The organism is Nocardia sp. CDC153 (assembly GCF_035818515.1).
Lineage (GTDB): Bacteria > Actinomycetota > Actinomycetes > Mycobacteriales > Mycobacteriaceae > Nocardia.
The window spans coordinates 1,225,626-1,246,415 of the sequence record NZ_JAYKYU010000003.1; the positions used below are offsets into that span (position 1 = coordinate 1,225,626).

Sequence of the window (20,790 nt, forward strand, 5' to 3'; positions counted from 1 at the left end):
TCCCGGGCCACAACGCATCCTCACCCAGTTCTTAGGGCCGATTAGGGCCGAGCGGTCTGAAAAGTCTCAGTTGGGACGAACCTCCGGACCCAGCGCGGGAATCGGCGCGGGGGCCGGTGGCTCGGCGGGCGCGGGCTCCGGCGCGGGCGCGGGCGCCGGAGCGGCGGCGGGCTGCGGCGCGGGTGCCGCCGGCGCGGGTGCCTGCGGCGCGAGCTGCGGCGGGGCGGGCAGGCCCGGCAACGGGTTCGCGGGCTGCTGGGCGGCGGGTTGCGCCGGGTCCGGCTTGGGCGATTCGCTGCCCGGGATGACGATGGGCCGCCCGTCGAGGGTGGCCGCGCTGGCCCGGCCGTCGCGAATGGTGATGGTGCCGCCCTGGAAGGTCTGCTGCGCGCCGCCGGGGATCTGACCCTCGTCCGAGAGCGGGTAGCCCAGCGGGCCGTTCTCGAATCCGGTTGCGCGCCAGGCGTCCATGATCGGGCCGTTGCGCACACCCCATGCTCCCGAGAGCGGGCTCCAATAGATACTGCCGCCCTCGAAGGCGGAGTAGCGTCCGAAGTCGCGCAGCGGCTGCTCCCCCGCGGTCGGGAAACCGTAAGGGCTGTTCTCGAATCCGAGCTGGGCGTACTTGCCCAGGATCAGACCCTGCACCAGATGCGCCCCGGTCTTGGCGCTGAAGTACATGGGCCCGTTCTCGAAACCCTGCACCACGCCGTCCTTTTGGGGCGTGCGGGTCTCCTGCCCATTGGGGTACCCGGCCGGGCCGCGCTCGTAGCCCTGCTTGGCCCATTCGTCGTAGATGGCCCCGCGCACGGCCTGCGCGCCGGTCTGCGGCGTCCAGTAGACCGCACCGTGCTGGAACGGCTGCAACCGCCCGCGACCGTCGGGCAATCCGCCCTCACCGGCGGTCGGGAAGCCCAAACCGCTTGCCGCACCGCCCAGTCCGGCGTAACTGCCGCCGATCGCCCCGGCCACCGGCTGCGCACCCGTGGCCTGCGAGTAGAGCACCTTGCCGCCGCGGAAGTCCTGAACCACGCCGCCGGGCACCTGGTACTCACCGGACAGGCAGTCGCCGAGCCAGTTGTTGCCCTGCACCACCCCGGCGATCGCGCCGCCCACCTTGCAGTCCAGCCCGGTCGAGTCCACGCCGATCGCCGCCGCGGTCTGCGGCCAGGACTGGCGCATCTCGAAATCCCAGTACGGCCAGGTGTGGGTGCCCGAGGGGCGGTAGTTCACCGAGACCGGGATGTTCAGCTTGTTGAGCTTGGCCACGAAGTTCTGCGTGGACAGCCGCGAGAGCACCTCGAGGCCCAGGCCCGCGTAATTGGTGGTGATGCCGGGAATGTCGGAGAGCGGATCCGTCGTGCCCGCGATGCCATTGCCGCTGGAGACGTAGAGGGCGATGCCCTTGAGCTTGTCGGCCAGCTCGTACGGGTCGTGTTCCTTCCACGCCGGGCTCGTCGGCGGGCCGAACATCTTGCTGGAATCGAAGCCGCCCGCGTCGTGCATGGCGAAATTGACCGCCTGCGGCATGCCGAGCGAGGTCAGGGTGAGGAACCCGGAGTAGGAGGCGGCCGAGCGGACCCAGCCGGGATTGCGCGCGGCCAGCATCATGGCCGCGGTGCCGCCCATCGAAAGTCCCGACACCGCACGCACATCGGTGGCCCGGAACTGGGACTCGAGCAGCGGCGGGAGCTCCTTGGTCAGGAAGGTCTCCCACATGTAGGTGCGGCCGTTGTCGGGGGCCAGCCAGTCGGCGTAGAAGCTGGACTGCCCGCCGATGGGCAGCACCACGAGGGCGTTCTTGTCGGCGTAGAACCCGGCCGCGCCCGCGTCCTTGGTCCAGCCGTTCTCGTCGTCGGTGGCGCGCAGGCCGTCGAGCATGAACATCACCGGGAACCTGGCCTCCGGCTTGGAGTTCCAGTCGCGCGGCAGTAGCAACTGCACCTCGACCGGTGCGCCGGTGGCGGGCGAGTTCACCCACATGGCCACGCGGCGGTCGGTCATCCAGGTCAGTTTCTGAATGCTGGCGGGGGCGGCGGCCGGGGCCTCGGGGGCGGCCGGGGCCGATCCGATACCCACGAAAGTGCCCGCGGCCAGCGGAAATACCGCCGCCGCCGCGCACGCCAGCCAGCGCACACGCCCTCGTTTCATCCCACGGACAACTCCAGCCACACATGTGTTGTACCTCCGGAAGGACGCGACTCCCGGTAGGACACACGGAAACCGGCCGTCTACAGCAAACGACCAGTTTCCGTTCGGGGCGGCGGCGTGTCTCTCTACGACACTCCGAGGGCGGCCAGGATGTCGGGCCGCGCGGCGGCGAGTTGGTCCTGCCAGTAGCCCCACGAGTGGGTGCCCTTCGTCGGCAGGTTGTAGTGCGCGCCGATGCCGAGCTGGTTCATCCGGGCCATGAAGGAGATGGTGTTGACCATCGACAGGGCCTCCAGGGCAACGGCATTGACGGTGTTGAACATCCCGATCGGCGAATCCGGGTGATCGTGCGCGCCCAGCACACCCCAGGAGGCGGAGATGAACATGGGCAGATTGCGCAGCTGCGGCGCGAACACGAACGGGTCCATGCGCAGCCATGCCGGGCTCCACGGCCAGGCCATCGAGTCCACATTGAAGCGGCCCGCGTCGAGCATGGCGATGCGAATGGCCTCGCGCATGCCGGGCGCGGAGATGTTCAGGTAGCCCGAGAACGAGGACGCGTGCTTGAACTGATCGCGGTGGAACGCGGCCAGCGCCAGCGCCGCCGAGCCGCCCATGGACAGCCCGGCCACCGCGTTGTTGGTGCGGGAGACGCCATAGCCCTCGAGGAAGGCGGGCAGTTCCTCGGTCAGGAAGGTCTCCCATTTGTAGGTGAACTTCTGGCCGTTGGTGCTCGAGGGCGCGCGCCAGTCGGTGTAGAAGCTGGACTGCCCGCCGACCGGCATGACCAGGGTGATGTTGTCCTCGGCGAACTGCTGCAGCGCATTGGTCTCGAAGGTCCAGGCATTGAAGTCGTCGCGGGCGCGCAGACCGTCGAGCAGATACAGCGCCGCGTCACCGCCGTGGCGGGCCCACTGCACCTGCACCTTGATCGGGCCCATGCTCGACGGCACCATCAGCTCCTCGAACCCGCCCTCGGGGGTGCGATGCAGCGGATGCGTGGGCAGGGCCAGCGCGGGCCCGGCCAGACCGGGCAGCGCCACCACGGCCGCGGCGGCCACCAGGGCGCGCCGCCACAGGCGTCCGACCCGAGCGCGCCGGGATTTCCGAACCGAACCGTTCTGCGGGCATGACGAAGCGCCCTGTACTGCCATAGAGATCGATCTCCTGAACCGCAGGGGGAAGCACACCGACGTGACGGGAGTCACGGACAACGGTGCACTCTACCGTCGGCCTCCGGGCAATCGACGGGTATCCGGTTCAGCTGGCGTGTATCTCGGCCTTCCCATCGCGGAAAACGATGGTGCCGTGTTGAAAAGCCTGCTGCACGCCGCCCTGAATGGGCGTTTCGTCGGACGTGGGGAAGCCGAGTGTGCCAGCGGGTCCCGACGCGCCCTCGTACGCGCCGCCGATCATGCCGCCCACCGGATGCGCGCCGGTGGCGGCCGTCCACAGCACCCGCCCGCCCCGAAAGTCCTGTGCCACACCGCCCGCCACCTGATACTCCGCGGTCAAGCAGTCACCCAGCCACGAACTCCCCAGTGCCACAGGCAGAATCGCGCCCGCCGCGGCGCAGTCCGGCTTGGCCGCCTCCACACCCAGCGCCGAGGCCGCCTGCGGCCAGGACTGCCGCATCTCGAAATCCCAGTACGGCCACGAGTGCGTGCCGGAGGGCCGGTAGTTCACCTGCACCGGAATGCTGAGCTTGTTCAGCTTGGCCACGAATTGCTGAGACGAGAAGCGGGACAGCACTTCCAGCGCCATGCCCTGCCAGTTGGTACTGACGCCCGGAATCCCCGACGGGAGGTCGAAGACACCCGCCAAGCCGCTGCCGCTGGACACATACAGGCTGAGGCCCTTCAGTTTTTCGGCCAGGGCGTAGGGATCGTGCGCCTCCCATTCGGCGTCGGTGGGCGGACCGTACATGGCGTCGGCGTGGTAGCCGCCCGCGTCGCGCATGGCGTACGCGATCGCCTGCGGCATACCGAGAGTCGTGAGCGTGAGCATGCCGGAGAAGGAGGCGGCGTAGCGGGCGAAGCCGGGATTGCGGGCCGCCAGCTGCATGGCCGCGGTGCCGCCCATGGAGAGTCCGGCCAGGCCGCGCACGTTCGTGGTGCGCCAATCACGGTCCAGCAGCGGCGGTAATTCCTTGGTGAGGAAGGTTTCCCACCTGTAGGTCTTGCCGTTGTCGGGCTGCTTCCAATCGGAGTAGAAGCTGGCCGCGCCCCCTACCGGCAGCACCACGGTGATGTTCTTGTCGGCGTAGAACGCCTCGGCCCCCGCGTCTTTCGTCCATCCGCTCTGATCGTCGGTGGCTCTGAACCCGTCGAGCAGATAGAGCACCGGGAATTTGGCGTCCGGCTTGGTATTCCAATCCCGGGCCAGGAGCAGTTGCACCTGAATCTGGGTGCCCATGGCGGGTGAGTCCACCCACAGGGCCACCCGTCTGTCGGTGAGCCACACCGCGTTTCGAATCGCCGGCTTGGTCGGTTTGGCCGGTTCGCCCGTTGGTGGCGCCGCCCCCGGTTCGGCGTAGGCGGTCCCACCCGTCAGCAAGGCTGTCGTGGCCACCGCGAGTGCGACCAGCGTTCTGCGGCCGCCTCTCCCCCATCTACCAATTGCCACAGCTGTCACAGTAGTTTTCTACCGTGTTGCGGCGAATCATGGGGAGGCATAAAAGAACCGGCCACCCTCTCGGATGACCGGTTCATTCGTTCGCGCTATGGCTCGGGTGAGCCAGCCGCCGACTCGCTAGGCGAGGCCCAGGGCGCTGAGCATCTGCGGACGGGCCTTGATCAGCTCGTCGTGCCAGTAGCCCCACTTGTGGGTGCCGGTGCCGGTGAAGTCGAACTGGGCCGGGACGTTGATCTGGCCCAGACGCGCCTGGAAGGCACGGGTGTTCACCATCGACAGCGCCTCGAGCGCGATCGCGTTGCCGGTGTTGAAGGCGTCACCGAAGGAGCCGACACCGTCGTAGCGACCCGGAATGCCATTGCCCGAGGAGATGAACATGGGCAGGTTCTTCAGCTGCGGCGCGAAGACGAACGGGTCCATGCGCAGCCAGGCCGGGCTCCACGGCGCGGCCATGGAGTCCACGTTGTAGCGACCGGCGTCGAGCATGGCGATGCGGATGGCCTCGCGCATGCCGGGCGCGGACAGGTTCAGGTAGCCCGACATCGAGGTGGCCTGCTTGAACATGTCGCGGTGGTAGGCGGCCAGCATGAGGGCGGCCGAGCCACCCATGGACAGGCCCGCCACGGCCACGTTGTTGCGCGAAACACCGTATCCGGCAAGGAAATCGGGGAGTTCCTTGGTCAGGAAGGTCTCCCACTTGTAGGTGAACTTCTGACCGTTGGTGTTGGACGGCGACACCCAGTCGGCGTAGAAGCTGGACTGACCGCCGACCGGCATGATCACGTTGATGTCGTCGTTGGCGAAGATGCCCGGGGCGTCGCCCTCATTGGCATTGGCCCACGCGCTGTGATCGTCCTGGGCGCGCATGCCGTCGAGCATGTAGACCGCGGAACTGCCGCCGTTCTTCGCCCACTGCACCTGGACCTTGATCGGTCCCATGCTGGAGGGCACCATCAGCTCTTCGAAGCTGCCGGGCGCACCGCGATGCGCGATCCCGAAGGCCGGGGCGGCATTCGCGATGGACGGGGCGGCCAAGGAAGCGGTCGGGACAGCGAGCGCCGCCGCGGTGACGGCGGCGGCGGCGAACCGTGTGCGCCAACCACTCTGCGCACGGCGTCGCGACGACACTCCCGGCACGGCGGACCTGCCGAAACGCATGGATACTGCTCCTTCTCTACCGCAGCACTGCGCTACTGCGGTGTCTTAAGTTGTCAATCGCCGCGTATCCCAGGCATGACGAGGACACACCTGGACATGAGCGATCAGCACTCACAGCGAATCCCGACACTTCATCTGTGAGCGAAGCGCTACCACGGGTTGGTCACACTTGCGCTCGCTGGAGGGTATTCGACCCCCCGAGCGGTTGGCAAGGTCATGCCTAATGATTGGCGGAATCCCACCATCGCATATGACCGTAATGGTGCGGTGACCATATCGCGAATCCCTCGTGATGTCGCGGCAACGCGGAAATCGCTTACGCCGCACCCGGCTTCGCGGAATGGCTCACCCGAGGTTGGCGCTCAGATCCGGCAGCATGTTGTAGACCTGGTCGGCCCAGTACGGCCAGTTGTGCACGCCGTTCGAGGTGAACTGGAAGACCGCATTGTTCGCGCCCAGCGAATCCATCCGGGTCTGGAACGCGCGGGTATTCGCGAGCGCTATCGCTTCCAGCCCCATGGCATTGCCGACGTTGTAGGCGTCCAGCGGGCTGTGCACGACGTCCCGCTGACCGGGCAGGCCGTTACCGCTGGAGATCCACAGCCGGGTGCCGTGGTCGCGCAACAGCGGCGCGAAAACGAAAGGATCGTTGCGCAGCCACAATTCGCTCCAGGGCGGGCCCCACATAGCGTCGATGTTGTAGCCGCCCGCATCCAGCAGCGCGGCGCGCAGGCCCTCGCGCATAGCGGGCGCGGAAATGTTCAGATAGCCGGAATATGATCCGGCATAACGAAACTGGTCCGGATGATAGGCCGCCAGCACCAGGGCGGCGCTGCCGCCCATGGACAGGCCGAACACGCCGTTCCCGTGCGGATTGAAGCCCAGCCGGGCCGCCAGCGCATTGCGCAGATCGCGGGTCAGGAAGGTCTCCCAGGCGTACGGGACGGTCTGCCCATTCGTATTGGAGGGCGCCACCCAATCCGAATAGAAGCTGGACTGACCGCCGACCGGCATCACCACATTGATGTTCCACGCGGTCAGCACGCGCTCGATATCGGTGTCGATCTCCCAGCCGGAAAGGTCGTTGCGGGCCCGCAATCCGTCCAGCGCGTACACCACCCGCTGGGTATTGCCGTCCGCGGCGCGAAAGACGCGCGACTTGATCGGGCCCATGCTCGAATCGACCCAGAAGTCGGAGCCGGCCGGATCGAATGCGGCGTGCGCGGGCGCGACGCCGACCATCCCGGACAGTGAAACGGTGACCGCCGCGGCCAGTCCCACCAGCGACCGCCACAGCATCCCGCGAAGCACCCGAACAGACCGCATCGACTCGCCTTTCACGAGGCGTGGTCACCGTTGACCACAGCCGAAATGCAGAAACTGCGAACGCTGGCTCTTCTATATGCCCCCACTCGGAGCGAACCGCTATGGAAACACCCACCGCGACCAAACTGTGATAGATCCCCACTCTCGGGAGGCTCTCAGGGGCTTCGCCCCCGAACCCCCTCGAGATTCTCGGGGGCTGCGCCCCCGAACCCCCCGTTCAAATGCAATGGCCGCCGCCCCGATTCGGGGCGGCGGCCATTGTGTTCCAGCGGCGTCAGCCGATATTGCCGGACATGTCCGGGATCATGCGGTAGGCGTCGTTGGCCCAGTTGGTCCAGGCGTGCAGGCCGTCGGCCGGGAAGTCCCAGACCACGTTCTGCGCGCCGAGGGTGAGCATGCGGACCTGGAAGGCGCGAGAGTTGGCCAGGGCCAAGGCTTCCAGGGGCGCGCCGCGGATGAGGCGGTCGGCCGCCATGCCGATCGGGATGTTCAGATCGTCGGGCATGGGCGCGCCGCTGCCCGCGGAGACCCAGACGCGGGTGTTGTTGGCGATCAGGGTGGGCGCGAAGACGAACGGGTCCATGCGCAGCCAGGTCGGGCCCCAGGGCAGGGCCATGCAGTCCACGTTGTAGCCGCCCGCGTCGAGCATGGCCAGGCGGATGGCCTCGCGCATGCCCGGGGCCGAGATGTTCAGATAGCCGGAATAGGAACCGGCGTAGCTGAAGAAGTCGGGGTGGTAGGCGGCCAGGGTGAGCGCGGCGCTGCCGCCCATGGACAGACCGAAGATGCCATTGCGATTCGGGTTGAAGCCCAACCGATTCTGCAGTTCCCAGCGCAGGTGGTTGGTGATGAAGTCCTCCCACGCGTATCGGTAGCTCTTGCCCGGCCCGGCCCCCAGCGCCTCGGTCGCGCCCGAACCGGTGCCGTAGGCGGCGGATCCCGTGCCCGGCGTCATGCCGAAGAAGGAACTGGGCGCGTCCCAGTCGGCGTAGAAGCTGGACGGGCCGCCGATCGGCATCACCACATTGATGTTCCAGTCCGCCAGCACCTGCGGCACATTGGTGTTGATCTCCCAGCCGGACAGGTCCTCCTGCGCGCGCATGCCGTCCAGCACATAGGCCACCCGCTGCGTATTGCCGTCGCGCGCACGCAGAATGCGGGTCTTGATCGGGCCCATGACCGGGGAGTCGGCCCAGAAGTCGAAGATGGCGGGATCGAAGGCCGCGGCCGCCGGTGGCGCTTCGATCACCGCCACCCCGACTGGCATCAGGAGGGCGGCAGCGGCGACGCCCAAGACCTTTCGTGTGAAGCCTCGCACCCGCATCGACCCAGCCCTTCTCGGTTTGAGCAGAACATTGATCACCACGCAGAACTGATCTTCGCTACGGAAGAAGTATCGGATGACCAACTGGGCGTGTCCGGTGCTCTCCGCGCGGCGAGTCGCGAAACGATCTTCGCCCGGGCACGAAAAAGCCCCCGCCCGGATGGGCGGGGGCTGGTTCGGGAGTCGCTGTTAGCCGATGTTGTTGGAGAGATCGGGCAGCATCCGGTAGACCTCGGCGTTCCAGTTGTTCCAGTTGTGGACACCGGTGGCCGGGAAGTCGTAGGTCACGTTGTTCGCGCCCAGCGACATCATGCGGGCCTGGAACGCGCGGGTGTTGACCAGCGCCAGGGCCTCCAGCGGCACGCCCTGGATCACCGGCATGATGCCGGTGACGTCACCGGCGCCCGGAATGGCGCTGGCGGCGGAGATCCACAGGCGGGTGTTGGCGTCGCGCAGGCGCGGCGCGAACACGAACGGGTCCATGTGCAGCCACTGCGGCCCCCACGGCGGGGCCATCGAGTCGACGTTGTAGCCACCGGCGTCGATCATGGCCAGGCGGATGGCCTCGCGCATGCCGGGGGCGGAGATGTTCAGGTAGCCGGAGAACGAGCCCGCGAAGCTGAACTGGTCCGGGTGGTAGGCGGCCAGGGTCAGCGCGCCGGAACCGCCCATGGACAGACCGAAGATGCCATTGCGGGTGCGGCTGAAGCCGAGTCGGCTCTGCAGGGCGCTGGGCAGGTCCTGGGACAGGAAGGTCTCCCAGGTGTAGCGGTAGCTCTTGCCGGGGCCCCCGCCGAGCAGCTGGAAGGCGCCCGAACCCGAGGAGGAGCCCGAGGCCGAACCCGAGGAGGACAGCGAGGACGAGCCGGAAGACGAGCCGCCGTCACCGACGCCGAGGATGCTGCTGGGCGCGTTCCAGTCGGCGTAGAAGCTGGACTGGCCGCCGATCGGCATGACGACATTGATGTTCGCGGCGGTCAGCGCGTGGGTGATGTCGGTGTTGATCTCCCAGCCGGACAGATCCTGCTGGGCGCGCATGCCGTCGAGGACGTACACGACGCGGCTGGTGTTGCCGTCGGCCGCGCGGAACACGCGCGACTTGACCGGGCCCATCGACGCCGAGTCGACGTAGAAATCGAAACCGCTGGGATCGAGTGCCGCGTGCGCCGTCCCGGCTTCCACCACCGACACCCCGAACGGCAGTGCTACCGCCAGAGCAAGTCCGACCACGGAGTTCTTGAGCCAACCGCGGGATCTCTGACGTCTATCGCCTCGCATTGATGTGTCCGGCCTTTCCTGTCGTTCGGTCTCACCGTGTGCTCGTGACCACGGCAGAGGTCTCGGGGACCCTATCGCGTGAGTGGTAACGGAGCGTTATCGGAACGTGACAAAAGTGACCAGCGCCACGGTTTGCCAGGAATGTGGCGCAGACCAGTGCCTGATTGCGACTCGAGAGTCGATTTGTGCCTCCGTAGACCCATTCCCATCCGCTATAACTCGACGCCTCGGCGGTCAGCCGATGTTCTTGGACAGATCCGGGAGCATGCGGTTCAACTCGCCCTCCCAGTTGGGCCAGTTGTGCACGCCGATGGCCGGATAGTCGGTGACGAGATTGCCACCGCCGAGCGCCGACCAGCGGGCCTGGAACGCCTTGGTGCCCACCAGCGCCACCGCCTCGATGCCCATGGCCTGCACCACGGTGGTGTTGATATCCGACAGCGAGGCGGGCAGGCCGCTGCCCGCCGAGATGAACAGGTGGGTGCCGTTGGCCTTCAGCTTGGGCGCGAACTGGAAGGGATCCAGGTGCTGCCACTTCATGTCCTTGGACCCCGCCAGCGCGTCGACGTTGTAGCCGCCCGCGTCGATCATGGCCACCCGGATGGCATCGCGCATGCCCGGCAGCGACAGGTCCAGCGCACCGGACATCGAACCGGCGTAAGAGAATTGGTTCGGATGGAAGGCCGCCAGCATGAGCGCCGAGCCGCCGCTCATGGACAGGCCGAAGATCCCGTTGCGAGTCGCGTTGAAGCCCAGGCGATCCCGCAGCGCGTTGGGCAGGTCCGAGGAGAGGTAGGTCTCCCACTTGTAGGTGTAGGACTTGCCCGGGCCGCCGGAAAGCGCCTGCGTGACACCGGATCCGGACTGCTGCGAGGCGGTGCCCGCGGGCAGGCCGAGGAAGGTGCTCGGCGAATTCCAGTCCGCGTACCAGCTGGACTGGCCGCCGATCGGCATGACGACATTGATATTGGCGGCGGTCAGGGCGTGGGCGGCATCGGTATTGATCTCCCAGCCGTTGAGGTCGTCGCGGGCGCGCTCGCCGTCGAGGGCGTAGACCACGCGGGCGGTATTGCCGTCGGCGGCGCGGAAGACGCGGTTCTTGATCGGACCCATGGCGGAGTCGACGTAGAAGTCCATGCCGTCCGGGCTGAAGGCGGCCTGCGCGGGAGCGGTCCCGAGGACGGACACCCCCAGCGGAACCATGGTCGCCAATGCCAAGCCCAGCACGGTCTTTCGCAACCAGCTTCGTGCCCCACCCTGAACCGTCACGCCCCGCATATTCGGCCTTCCATCCGTGCGCCCGGGCCTCCCTGTCCACCCGCCCGGGCTCGTATTGCGACAACCGTTGCGGTGCAGGTGGTTTCCGGCTGGCAACGGGAGTACTCGCGGAGCTTATCGCGAAATCCGCGCCGGGGTGTTACCAAATCGAGACAGCTTCTCATATCTCGCGTCCCTACCGTGACCATTCGGTCAAATCCCCTTCCCGACAAGAGAAAACCCCGCATCCGGTATGGATGCGGGGTCTGCTCGCGCGGGTTACTTCGGCGGCGCGGGGGCCGCGGGCGGCGGCTGCGTCGGATCGACCAAGCCGCACCGCTGGATCTCGTACTTGGGCACCCGGTCGATGCGGTACTTGGCGAAACTCAACGACTGCTGCAGATTGTGCCGCCAGCGGTCGAAGGTCAGCGGCGCGCGCGAGGAGGCCAGCAGGGCCTGGGTGTCCGGGCAGGACAGGGCGACTCGCGCCTGGGTCACCCACTTCTCGTCCAGAAACGACGGCATCCACGGGTGCTTGTCGACCATGCCGGTGTCCACCACGACCCAGTCGGGGTAGAGCGCCTTGTCGTGCCCGATGCGGCCATCGGTCAACCGGTCGGTATGTGCGGCAAGCGGATACGCCAGGCCCATCTGATCGATCACCCGCACGTCCAGCGGAACGTTCATGCTGGTCATACCGAGATTCAGGAAGAACACCACATGTTCGGGCTTGCTGTCGCTGCCCGGCTCGGGAATCGGGGCCGGATCCAGATACCAGTTCATGAACGACGGCGAGACGATCAGCAGCGCACCGTCGGGCGAGTTGTTGATATCGCGGACCATGGCCCGCATCCACGGATAGTCCAGATAGTCGCTGGCCAGGATCGGGTGATCGTGGCCGGTGCGCAGGACGTAGTAGATGCGCTCGTCCACAATGCCGTTGGCGCGGATCGTGGTGCCGGTCTTGATGGCGGTGGTGTTGGCCGCGAACAGGGCCCAACCCGCCGTGCCCACGAACGCCGCCAGAATGAAGACGAACGCCCAGTCCAGTCGGCGCGCACCGGAGGCGGCGCGCGGCAGTCGAATCGGCAGCACCGACACCGGCAGCATCAGCAGGAACAACTGCGGCAGCAGCATGCGACCGTGCATGAAGTCACCGCCGACGCGCAGCTCGTAGACGACGAGCAGCACACCGCTGCCGAGCATGAGGGTCACCACCGCGGCCGGGCTGCGCAGCCATTCGCTGACGCGGTGAATCCGGCCGCGCCATCCCGACTTTCGGGATTCCTCGGCAACCGCGTGGCCACCCTCGGCGCGGTGCTGGCGCATCAGCACGAGGCCGGCGGCCAGCAGGAGCAGCAGCGGCAGCCACAGCCAGTACGGGCCCACCAGATCCCAGAGGTAGGTGAAGCCGTGCGACCACTTGGCCCCGCCCGCGTCCTTGGCCACCGCGGTATTCGGATAGGGCAGGCCGTAGTAGCCCATCCGCCAGATCTGGTAACCGACCGGCACCAGTCCGGCGATCACCACGACCAGGGTGCGGAACAGCCAGGGGCGCAGGCGCGTCGCGGGCACCGGGGCGCAGAACAGCATGAGCAGGGTCAACCCGCCCACGACGGACATCTCCGGCCGGATCAGCGGCGCCAGCCCGGCCCAGAACACCAGGCCGAAAAAGCTTGCCGGACGCACCTTCTCGGCCTGCGACCAGCGCATCAGCCACCACCACAGGATCGCCAGCCAGAAGATGACCAGGCAGTTCTCCAGTCCGGAGGTGGCGTAGTCCCGGGCCGGCGGCAGCGCGATGTAGACCAGCGCGCCCGCGGGCACCAGCAGCGCGGACGACGTTCCGCCCCACAGTCGGGCCGCGCCCAACATGGCGAAGACGATGGCCAGCACCGACATGCTCAGCGCGATGCCGAGCACCACGTACTCCAGCCGGGCCTGGGTCAGCCAGCTGAAGAACCAGACCACATAGGTCCAGGCGGCGCTGGTATTGGTTTCGACCCGTTCGCCCGCGTTGAAGACCGGCCCGTTGCCCGCCAGCAGGTTTCGCACCGTGCGCAGGACGATCAGGCCGTCGTCGGCGATCCAGCGGCGCTGCCACGCGCCGGCCGCGAACAGCGTCGCGGTCAGCGCGATCCCACCGATGAACGTGGCGCGGGATAGTCGCGAGAAGCGGCCGACGGTCGTGTCGGCACGCCGACGGGCGCGACCGACCGGCAGTTGTGCCGTCGGCGCGCCCTCTTCTCGCTCTTCTCCCTCTACCACGTCAGGTGAGATAGACAGCGACACCTACCGCTCCGATCAAGGCGATTGCGAGGAACTGGAGGACCCGGTCCCCCAGGGCGATCTCTTCGGGTTCACCCGCTTCGCCGCGGTCGACGTCCACCGCGTACCGCATGATTGCGATGACGAAGGGGATCATCGAAATGGCGAACCAGATGGTGTCCTTGGCGCGATCCTGCTCGAACGCCCACAGACCGTAGAACACGACCACCGCGGTGGCCGACAGGGTCCAGATGAAACGCAGGTAGGTCGGCGTGTAGTACTCGAGCGACTTGCGGATCTTGGCACCGGTGTCGAGCGCGATCTTCAACTCCGCGTAGCGCTTTCCGGTCACCATGAACAGCGAGCCGAAAGCCATGATCAGCAGGAACCACTGCGACAGACGGATATCCGAGGCGACGCCACCGGCGACCGCGCGCAGCAGGAAGCCCGAGGACACGATGCAGATGTCCAGCACCGCCTGGTGCTTGACGCCGAAGCAGTACGCCAGCTGGATCCCGATGTAGACCGCCATCACCACGGCCAGATGCCAATTCGCGGTGAAGGACAGCAGGATCGAGCCCAGCAGCAGCACCACCGACAGGCCGTAGGCCAGGTTCACCGGCACCACGCCGGCGGCGATGGGGCGGAAGCGCTTGGTCGGGTGGGCGCGGTCGGCCTCGACATCGAGTGCGTCGTTGACCAGGTAGATGCCGGAGGCGGCCATGCAGAAGACCACGAAGGCGATGGCGACATGGCCGAGAACCGACCAGTCGGTAGCCACCAGGTCGCCGGCCGCCGTCTTGCCCGCGGCCAGCGGCGCGGCCAGCACCAGCACGTTCTTCACCCACTGGCGCGGGCGCATGGCCTTGATCAGGCCGCCGCCCAACGTCTTCGGCGGTCCCTTGATGACCGCCTCTGCTAGGTCGGTGCTGGTGGGCTCTTCGCTCATGTCAACGATGGCTCTTTCCTGGGCGGTCACTTCGCGAATCTCTTTTCGGCTGCGAGCACGGCGGCGGCGGATGCTGCGCCCAGCGCCGAACCCGCGAGCACGTCGGAAGGGTAGTGCACGCCGAGGACGACCCGGGAGAGCAGCATCGGCGGGACGAGCACCGCAGGCAAGGGTAGCCCGGTCAGCCGGCCGAGCAACACAGCCGCCGCCGTGGTCGAGGTGGCGTGTGAGGACGGGAAGCTCAGCTTCGACGGCGTCGACACGTTGACCTGCACCGACGGGTCGTGCGGGCGCTTGCGACGCACGACGCGCTTGATCACGACACTCGCGGCGTGCGCGCCGAACGCGCCGACGGCCACGCCCGCCCACTCGCGGCGGCGCGGCTTGTCCACCAGCGCGCCGACCGCGGCGATGCCGAGCCAGCCGAGCGAATGCTCACCGAAGTGCGACATACCGCGCGCGGCCTTGATGACTCGCGGATCCTGGCCGATGGTGCCCTGCACCAGGTTGATGATCTTGACCTCGGCCGGGGACGCGACCGGGGCCGGCGGGGTGTCCGGGACCACGTGCAATCCGCGGTCCTGGCCGGAAACGGGCTGTGCAGCCGTCATTTGGGCTCGTTCCTTGATTCAGTATCGATACCGAAGACGTTCTCCCACGCGGCCTTGCTGGTGAGATGCGAGTGCGCGCGACGGTACTGCTCGCGCACCTCCGGGAAGCGCTCGGCCAGCTCCTTGCGCAGGCGCATCGCTTCCTTGAACAGCTCCATGGCCTTTCGCGGATCCCGCTTACGGTAGACGACGCCGCGGCCGTCGGCGGTGGTAACGGTGACGCCGTCGACCTGCGAGAGCAGGAACCAGCGCGCGTCCAGCGTCGGCACGTTCAGCTGCGGGGTCTCGTGGTGGCGCGGATTGGCCTTGCGGAAGTTGTGCAGCACGCCCTTGCCCAGGCGCGCCACCTTGGCGAGCGGATTGCCCGGTTCGCCGACCGCGCCCACCTCGGCGTGCGAGGCCAGCGGCAGTTCGGTGGAGGACGGCAGGATCACCGCGTCCGGGTATTCCTTGCGCATGGCGTGCACCTTGCCCAGCGCGGTGGGGAGCAGCTCGAACAGCTTCTCCGGACCGGCCAGGTAGTCGCGGATCGCCTCGTTCTGGATGGCGACCGTCGAATACTCCAGGCACAGCAGGTGTTTCAGCGTGGCCTTGATGGTGTTGACGACCATGGGGCGGCCGTCGTTGGGCAGGTGCAGGGAGGCGACCACCAGGCGGTTGCGCAGGTGGAAGTAGGCCTGCCAGTCGATGGCGTCGTCCTTGTCGGACCAGGCCATGTGCCACACGGCCGCACCCGGGAGGGTGACGGTCGGGTAGCCGTGTTCCCTTGCGCGCAAACCGTATTCGACGTCGTCCCATTTCAGGAACAGCGGCAGCGGCTGGCCGATCTCCTCGGCGACCTGACGCGGGATCACGCAGGTCCACCAGCCGTTGAAATCCACATCGATGCGGCGGTGCAACAGCTTCGAATTGTCGCGGTCACGCAGCGGGTGCTTGGAGAAGTCGTGGTCGTACTCGACGGTCGCGGGCGCGGTCCACATGAAGATGGAACGGTCCACGATCTCGCCCATGGTGTGCAGGTGCGAACGCTCCTGCAGGTTGAGCATCTGGCCGCCGGTCAGGATGGGCGACTTGGCGAAACGCGAGAACGCCAGCGCGCGCAGAATGCAGTCCGGCTCGATCTCGATGTCGTCGTCCATGTAGACGATGTATTCGGCGTCGGTGGTCTTGAGCGCCTCGTACATGACCCGGCTGTACCCGCCGGAGCCGCCGAGATTCGGCTGGTTGTGGATCGCCAGGCGACCGCCCAGACGGGCGGCGGCCTCGGTGAAGCCGGGCTCGTCCACGACCTTGCGGGTGCCCTGGTCGGGAATGATGACGGCCTTGATCTTCTCCAGCACCAGCGGATCCGAGCCGAGGGCAGTCAGCGTCTTCACCGCGTCGGTGGGGCGGTTGAAGGTCGGCATGCCGACGGCGATGCTGCCCTCGCCCGGGGCCTCGATGGGCGCGTACCAACCGCCGCTGCGCATTTCGACGTGGCTGTCGGTGGTGATGTCGAACCAGATCCAGCCGCCGTCCTCGAACGGGCCCAGATCCACCTCGAACTCGACGAAGTCGGCGGCCGCCGCACCGTCGCCCGGGGTGCTGAACTCGTCGCCCTGCACGTGGATTCGCGAGCCGTCGGCCTTGGAGCGGTAGACGTCCACGCGGCCGTGACCGGACAGTTCCAGCTTCAGCACCACCGACTTCAGCACGCTCCAGCGTCGCCAGTAGCTGGCCGGGACCGCGTTGAAGTAGGTGCAGAAGGAGACCTCGGACTCCGCGCCGATGGCCAGCGCGGTGCGCGTGATGGCATGCGCGCGACGGGCATTGGTCTCGGATTCCTCGAGGTACAGCTTGCGGACGTCGAGCGGCTCACCCGGCCGGGGCAGGATGATGCGCTGGAGCAGGGATACGGCGCGAGTCTCGGTGCTCATGTCTTCCCGAGTGAGTTGGGCGGTCATTCGGCGGTGTCCACCAGCGGCGCACCGGATTCCAGGTGCGGGCGCAGCACGTTGTCGAACATGCTGAGCGCCGCGCCGATGGCCATGTGCATGTCCAGGTACTGGTAGGTGCCCAGGCGGCCACCGAAAAGCACCTTGGCCGAAGCGGTTTCGGCCTTGGCGCGCTCGCGGTAGGCGAGCAGCTTGGCACGGTCGTCCGGGGTGTTGATCGGGTAGTACGGTTCGTCGCCGGTCTGGGCGAAGCGCGAGAACTCGCGCATGATGACCGTCTTGTCGGTCGGGTAGTCGCGCTCGGGGTGGAAGTGGCGCGGCTCGATGATGCGGGTGAACGGGACGTCGCCGTCGTTGTAGTTCATCACCGAGGTGCCCTGGAAGTCACCGGTTTCGAGCACCTCGGTCTCGAAATCGATGGTGCGCCAGCCGAGTTCGCCCTCGCTGTAGTCGAAGTAGTGATCCAGCGGGCCGGTGTAGACGACCGGGGCGTCCGGGTTCTGGGCGCGGATCTCGTCGCGCACCTCGAACCAGTCGGTGTTCAGGCGCACCTCGATATTGGGGCTCTCCGCCATCTTCGACAGCCACGCGGTGTAGCCGTTCTTGGGCAGACCCTCGTAGGTGTCGTTGAAGTAGCGGTTGTCGAAGGTGTAGCGAACCGGCAGTCGGGTGATGATGCTCGACGGCAGTTCCTTGGGATCGGTCTGCCACTGCTTGGCCGTGTAGTCGCGGATGAACGCCTCGTAGAGCGGGCGGCCGATCAGCGAGATGCCCTTCTCCTCGAGGTTGGTCACGTCCTTGCTGTCGATCTCCGAGGCCTGCTCGGCGATCAGCTTGCGCGCCTCGTCCGGGGTGAAGTAGCGGCCGAAGAACTGGGACAGCAGACCCAGGCCCATGGGGAACTGGTAGGCCTGGCCCTTGTGCATGGCGAAGACGCGATGCTGATAGTTCGTGAACTCGGTGAATTCGTTGACGTAGTCCCACACGCGCTTGTTCGAGGTGTGGAACAGGTGGGCACCGTACTTGTGGATTTCGATGCCGGTTTCCGGATCCGCCTCCGAGTAGGCGTTGCCGCCCAGGTGATAGCGACGTTCGACCACCAACACCCGCTTGCCCAGCAGGTTGGCGGTGCGTTCTGCGACGGTCAGCCCGAAGAATCCGGAGCCGACAACAATGAGATCGAAGGGGGATGCGACGGTCACGGGAGCCCAGACTACCGGCACCACCGTCGAGCGCGCGTGGGCTCCGTCGGGGTGGGTTGGCAGGGTTCGCGGCGGGGTGGTGCGGCGACTTTGCCCGGAGCCCTGCCCAACTCCGCGAGGATAGGCCGCGTAGTGACCCGCGTCATCTCACTGAACGGGATTGGTCGCAAGTTTTTTGCGCAAAGTTCACGAAATCGCAGACAGCTCCGTCATGAGAGCTGTATTACATATCCACTCGAACTGAACGTACGACCAGTTTTTGCCGTGGGTTAACCGCGGCCGTGCCACCCGCTCGACCCGGAAGACCCTCACCCAATGCGCTTCACACGCTTCGCCCCCTTGGTGGGCGCGCTCTCGATCACCGCCGTGCTCGGCACGGCCGCCCTGGTGCCCGGCGCGGCGACCGCCCGCGCCGACGCGGGCGACACCCTGGCCGCCGCCGAGATCGCCGACGCGGGCGAGGTCTGCGGCAAGCCCGGGCAGGCCACCTTCGACGACATCATCACCGCGGCCGCCAGCGCCATTCGCACGGTCGTCCCGGTCGAGCAGCAGGCCGCCTACGACCAATCCGTCAATGACTTCCGGCAGAACATCGCCTCGGTCCACGTGCACCGGCAGGGCTTCCTGCCGCTGAGCCCGGACGAGGTGAACGACCGCACCGAGTTCCTCGACGATCCGATCGTCACCTACCTCGTCAACAACCTCGATGCCATTCGCACCGGGCAGGTCGATCGGACCATCGCGGTCTCGCAGTTGAAGGTGCGCGATGCGGTCGAGGTGTTCATCCTGGCCACCCGCATCGTGAAGATCCCGGCGCAGTTCGCCGCCAGCCTGGTGCCGACCGTCGGGTTCGTGCTCAAGCCCATCGTGGGCGCGCTGTTCAATGGCGTGAAATCGCTGGCGCGCGCGGTGCAGTCGCAGCTGTCGGTGGGCTGCGGCGCGAACGGCGTCTACCAGAAGCTGCAGCTGGATCTGCCCGACGAGCACGTCGACATCCCGCAGCCGCTCATCGATCTGGCCAACCAGGTGATGAAGGCCGACGGCGCGTGCACCCCGATCGCCGAGCTGAAGACCGCCGACCTGGTCGAGCGCACCCGCAACTTCCTGACCACCGCGTCGCTGCCGGTCGACCCGAACGCGGTCAACGCCAATGCCGATGCGCTGCAGGCGTTCCTGCGTGACAACCGGGTCGCCGATGTCATGATGCTGCGGCGCACCGAGCAGCTCGGCCCGATCGTCGACGCGCTCGACTACGGCCCGCTGACCTTCCTGGCCAACCTCGGCTTCGACATTTACGAGGGCCGGGCGCTCAATACGGTGGCGCTGGCGGATGTGAAGGTGGAGAACATCTTCGCCCTCATCACCTTCGCGCTGGACACCACCAGCCTGCTGCTCACCATCGGCAACACCATCGCGGGCTTCACCGGCGTGGCCTCCACGATCACCACTCCCCTGGGCATCGCGCAAACCATCGCGTTCGCGCCCGCCACCTACGGCGCGCCGATCCTGCGCGGTGTCATGCAGTCGATGTGCGCCGCTTGATCGGTCACTGACCGACCTTACGACCGCAGCCCCTTCCGGTATGACCGGAAGGGGCTGCGGTGGTTCGCTTTTCGACTACAGCTTGGCCGCGCTGTACGCGCGGATCGCGTCGCGGACGTACTCGGCGGTGCCTGCGCCGTGGACGTCGTAGTTCTTCGCGAAACGCGGGTCGGCCACGTACATCTCGCCCAGGTTGTTGAAGTACTGGGCGCTGATCGGGCCACCGGTGGGGGCGGCGCCGAGCCAGTCGTAGTGGCGTTGGACGATGGCCTGCACCTCGTCACCGTCGACCGGGAGACCCGCCGCGTGGGCGCGGCCGTAGTCGGCGGCGATGTCGAGGTGGGCCTGCTGGAAGGCCCGCTTCTCGGCGTCCGACTGGGAGTTCCACCAGTCGTTGCTGCTCTGCCAGGCGTCCTTGCCCCAGCGTTCGATGACCTCGTCCTGGTACCGCGTGTGGTCGAATCCGTCGAATACTTCATCTGCCATCAGTTGTTCACCTGCTTCCGTCTTGCGCAATGTGGTTTGCACCGAGGCGATTTGGCGCGCGATCCGGTCCTGCTCGTTTTTCAGCAATTCCAGATGCGTGCGCAAGGCGGCGGCGGTGTCCTTTTGCCCGGCGAGGACTTCGGCGATGGCCGGGAGGCCGAGGCCGAGTTCTCGAAGCAAAAGGATGCGCTGCAACCGCACGAGGGATTCCTGGTCGTAATAGCGATAGCCATTGGATCCGATCCGGGTGGGCGGCAGTAACCCGAGGTCACCGTAATGCCGCAGCGTGCGGCTGGTGGTGCGGGCCACCTTCGCCAATTCCTGGATCGACCATTCGGCAGTCACGTTCCGGCCTTTCCTATCCTCGCGTTCTCCTCGACGAATTCAGGATGCAAGTTGACGCAGCGTCAAGGTCAAGGATTAATTTACGCGCCGTCGGTGCACTCGGTGGCAGCGGCCCGGAGTTCTATCGCGGGACACCGACAGGGCCGAGCCCGTTTCGGTCACGCGGAACCGGCTGGCGGGCAATGTCTTCGGAATAGGTCGTCGTATCGGTCGGTCGCCCGGTGACTTGCTTCCGGGAGGAGGGCGTGACATGCTCCGCGTGCGCGCTGCCGGACTCCCGATTTCCGCGCGCGCACGATTCGATTTTCGGGGGATGAGGAAAACC

14 protein-coding genes and 1 pseudogene are annotated in these 20,790 nt (G+C 66.9%); 1 reads left to right on the forward strand and 14 read right to left on the reverse strand.

Annotated elements, in window-relative coordinates; genetic code table 11:
* Positions 1-66: 66 nt before the first annotated feature.
* The 13 genes and pseudogenes from VMT65_RS22260 to glf all read right to left on the reverse strand — a co-directional run bounded on the left by VMT65_RS22260 (position 67) and on the right by glf (position 18,092).
* The gene (locus tag VMT65_RS22260) at positions 67-2,151 is read right to left on the reverse strand and encodes an alpha/beta hydrolase-fold protein (protein WP_326310230.1); all 2,085 of its coding nucleotides are present in this window, start codon (positions 2,149-2,151) and stop codon (positions 67-69) included.
* A 125-nt stretch (positions 2,152-2,276) separates the two neighbouring features.
* Positions 2,277-3,305: an alpha/beta hydrolase gene (locus tag VMT65_RS22265; RefSeq protein ID WP_326310231.1), complete on the reverse strand. Its 1,029-nt coding sequence runs from the start codon at positions 3,303-3,305 to the stop codon at positions 2,277-2,279.
* A gap of 145 nt (positions 3,306-3,450) precedes the next feature.
* Positions 3,451-4,785, reverse strand: a pseudogene (locus tag VMT65_RS22270) (alpha/beta hydrolase-fold protein); the annotation flags it as partial.
* A gap of 117 nt (positions 4,786-4,902) precedes the next feature.
* A complete protein-coding gene (locus VMT65_RS22275; protein ID WP_326310232.1) occupies positions 4,903-5,943 on the reverse strand; it encodes an alpha/beta hydrolase in 1,041 nt (346 codons plus the stop codon).
* 345 nt (positions 5,944-6,288) lie between these two features.
* Positions 6,289-7,269, reverse strand: a complete 981-nt coding sequence (locus VMT65_RS22280) for an alpha/beta hydrolase (protein ID WP_326310233.1) — start codon at positions 7,267-7,269, stop codon at positions 6,289-6,291.
* Positions 7,270-7,543: 274 nt separating this feature from the next.
* Positions 7,544-8,593, reverse strand: coding sequence for an alpha/beta hydrolase (locus VMT65_RS22285; protein ID WP_326310234.1), 1,050 nt, complete (start codon positions 8,591-8,593; stop codon positions 7,544-7,546).
* Positions 8,594-8,782: 189 nt separating this feature from the next.
* Entirely contained in the window at positions 8,783-9,871 is a 1,089-nt protein-coding gene (locus VMT65_RS22290) for an alpha/beta hydrolase (RefSeq protein WP_326310235.1), read from the reverse strand.
* A 234-nt stretch (positions 9,872-10,105) separates the two neighbouring features.
* Complete coding sequence (locus VMT65_RS22295) at positions 10,106-11,149, reverse strand: alpha/beta hydrolase (protein ID WP_442790280.1); 1,044 nt, start codon at positions 11,147-11,149, stop codon at positions 10,106-10,108.
* A gap of 258 nt (positions 11,150-11,407) precedes the next feature.
* A complete protein-coding gene (gene zomB, locus VMT65_RS22300; RefSeq protein ID WP_442790281.1) occupies positions 11,408-13,396 on the reverse strand; it encodes a flagellar motor control protein ZomB in 1,989 nt (662 codons plus the stop codon).
* A 1-nt stretch (position 13,397) separates the two neighbouring features.
* A complete protein-coding gene (locus VMT65_RS22305) occupies positions 13,398-14,345 on the reverse strand; it encodes a decaprenyl-phosphate phosphoribosyltransferase (RefSeq protein ID WP_326310236.1) in 948 nt (315 codons plus the stop codon).
* Positions 14,346-14,371: 26 nt separating this feature from the next.
* Positions 14,372-14,956 carry a phosphatase PAP2 family protein gene (locus VMT65_RS22310; protein ID WP_326310237.1) on the reverse strand — a complete coding sequence of 195 codons (585 nt, stop codon included), beginning with the start codon at positions 14,954-14,956 and terminating at the stop codon, positions 14,372-14,374.
* The gene (locus VMT65_RS22315) at positions 14,953-16,872 is read right to left on the reverse strand and encodes a glycosyltransferase (RefSeq protein ID WP_442790282.1); all 1,920 of its coding nucleotides are present in this window, start codon (positions 16,870-16,872) and stop codon (positions 14,953-14,955) included. The genes VMT65_RS22310 and VMT65_RS22315 overlap by 4 nt, the downstream gene beginning before the upstream one ends.
* Before the next feature lie 23 nt (positions 16,873-16,895).
* On the reverse strand, positions 16,896-18,092 hold the full coding sequence (gene glf / locus VMT65_RS22320; protein WP_326310239.1) for a UDP-galactopyranose mutase: 1,197 nt from the start codon (positions 18,090-18,092) through the stop codon (positions 16,896-16,898).
* Between the two features lie 315 nt (positions 18,093-18,407).
* Between glf and VMT65_RS22325 the strand changes: the two genes are divergently transcribed.
* Positions 18,408-19,634, forward strand: coding sequence for a hypothetical protein (locus tag VMT65_RS22325; RefSeq protein ID WP_326310240.1), 1,227 nt, complete (start codon positions 18,408-18,410; stop codon positions 19,632-19,634).
* Between the two features lie 75 nt (positions 19,635-19,709).
* Here the strand turns inward: VMT65_RS22325 and VMT65_RS22330 are convergent, their stop codons facing one another.
* Positions 19,710-20,465 (reverse strand): MerR family transcriptional regulator, encoded by a 756-nt coding sequence (locus VMT65_RS22330; RefSeq protein WP_326310241.1) that lies wholly within the window; start codon positions 20,463-20,465, stop codon positions 19,710-19,712.
* Between the last annotated feature and the right edge of the window lie 325 nt (positions 20,466-20,790).

What these genes read in the sequence shown, in the direction of transcription:
- VMT65_RS22260 (WP_326310230.1), bottom strand. Translation starts at nt 2,151, where the DNA reads ATGAAACGAGGGCGTGTGCGCTGGCTGGCGTGCGCGGCGGCGGCGGTA.
- VMT65_RS22265 (WP_326310231.1), bottom strand. Translation starts at nt 3,305, where the DNA reads ATGGCAGTACAGGGCGCTTCGTCATGCCCGCAGAACGGTTCGGTTCGG.
- VMT65_RS22275 (WP_326310232.1), bottom strand. Translation starts at nt 5,943, where the DNA reads ATGCGTTTCGGCAGGTCCGCCGTGCCGGGAGTGTCGTCGCGACGCCGT.
- VMT65_RS22280 (WP_326310233.1), bottom strand. Translation starts at nt 7,269, where the DNA reads ATGCGGTCTGTTCGGGTGCTTCGCGGGATGCTGTGGCGGTCGCTGGTG.
- VMT65_RS22285 (WP_326310234.1), bottom strand. Translation starts at nt 8,593, where the DNA reads ATGCGGGTGCGAGGCTTCACACGAAAGGTCTTGGGCGTCGCCGCTGCC.
- VMT65_RS22290 (WP_326310235.1), bottom strand. Translation starts at nt 9,871, where the DNA reads ATGCGAGGCGATAGACGTCAGAGATCCCGCGGTTGGCTCAAGAACTCC.
- VMT65_RS22295 (WP_442790280.1), bottom strand. Translation starts at nt 11,149, where the DNA reads ATGCGGGGCGTGACGGTTCAGGGTGGGGCACGAAGCTGGTTGCGAAAG.
- VMT65_RS22305 (WP_326310236.1), bottom strand. Translation starts at nt 14,345, where the DNA reads ATGAGCGAAGAGCCCACCAGCACCGACCTAGCAGAGGCGGTCATCAAG.
- VMT65_RS22310 (WP_326310237.1), bottom strand. Translation starts at nt 14,956, where the DNA reads ATGACGGCTGCACAGCCCGTTTCCGGCCAGGACCGCGGATTGCACGTG.
- VMT65_RS22315 (WP_442790282.1), bottom strand. Translation starts at nt 16,872, where the DNA reads ATGAGCACCGAGACTCGCGCCGTATCCCTGCTCCAGCGCATCATCCTG.
- VMT65_RS22325 (WP_326310240.1), top strand. Translation starts at nt 18,408, where the DNA reads ATGCGCTTCACACGCTTCGCCCCCTTGGTGGGCGCGCTCTCGATCACC.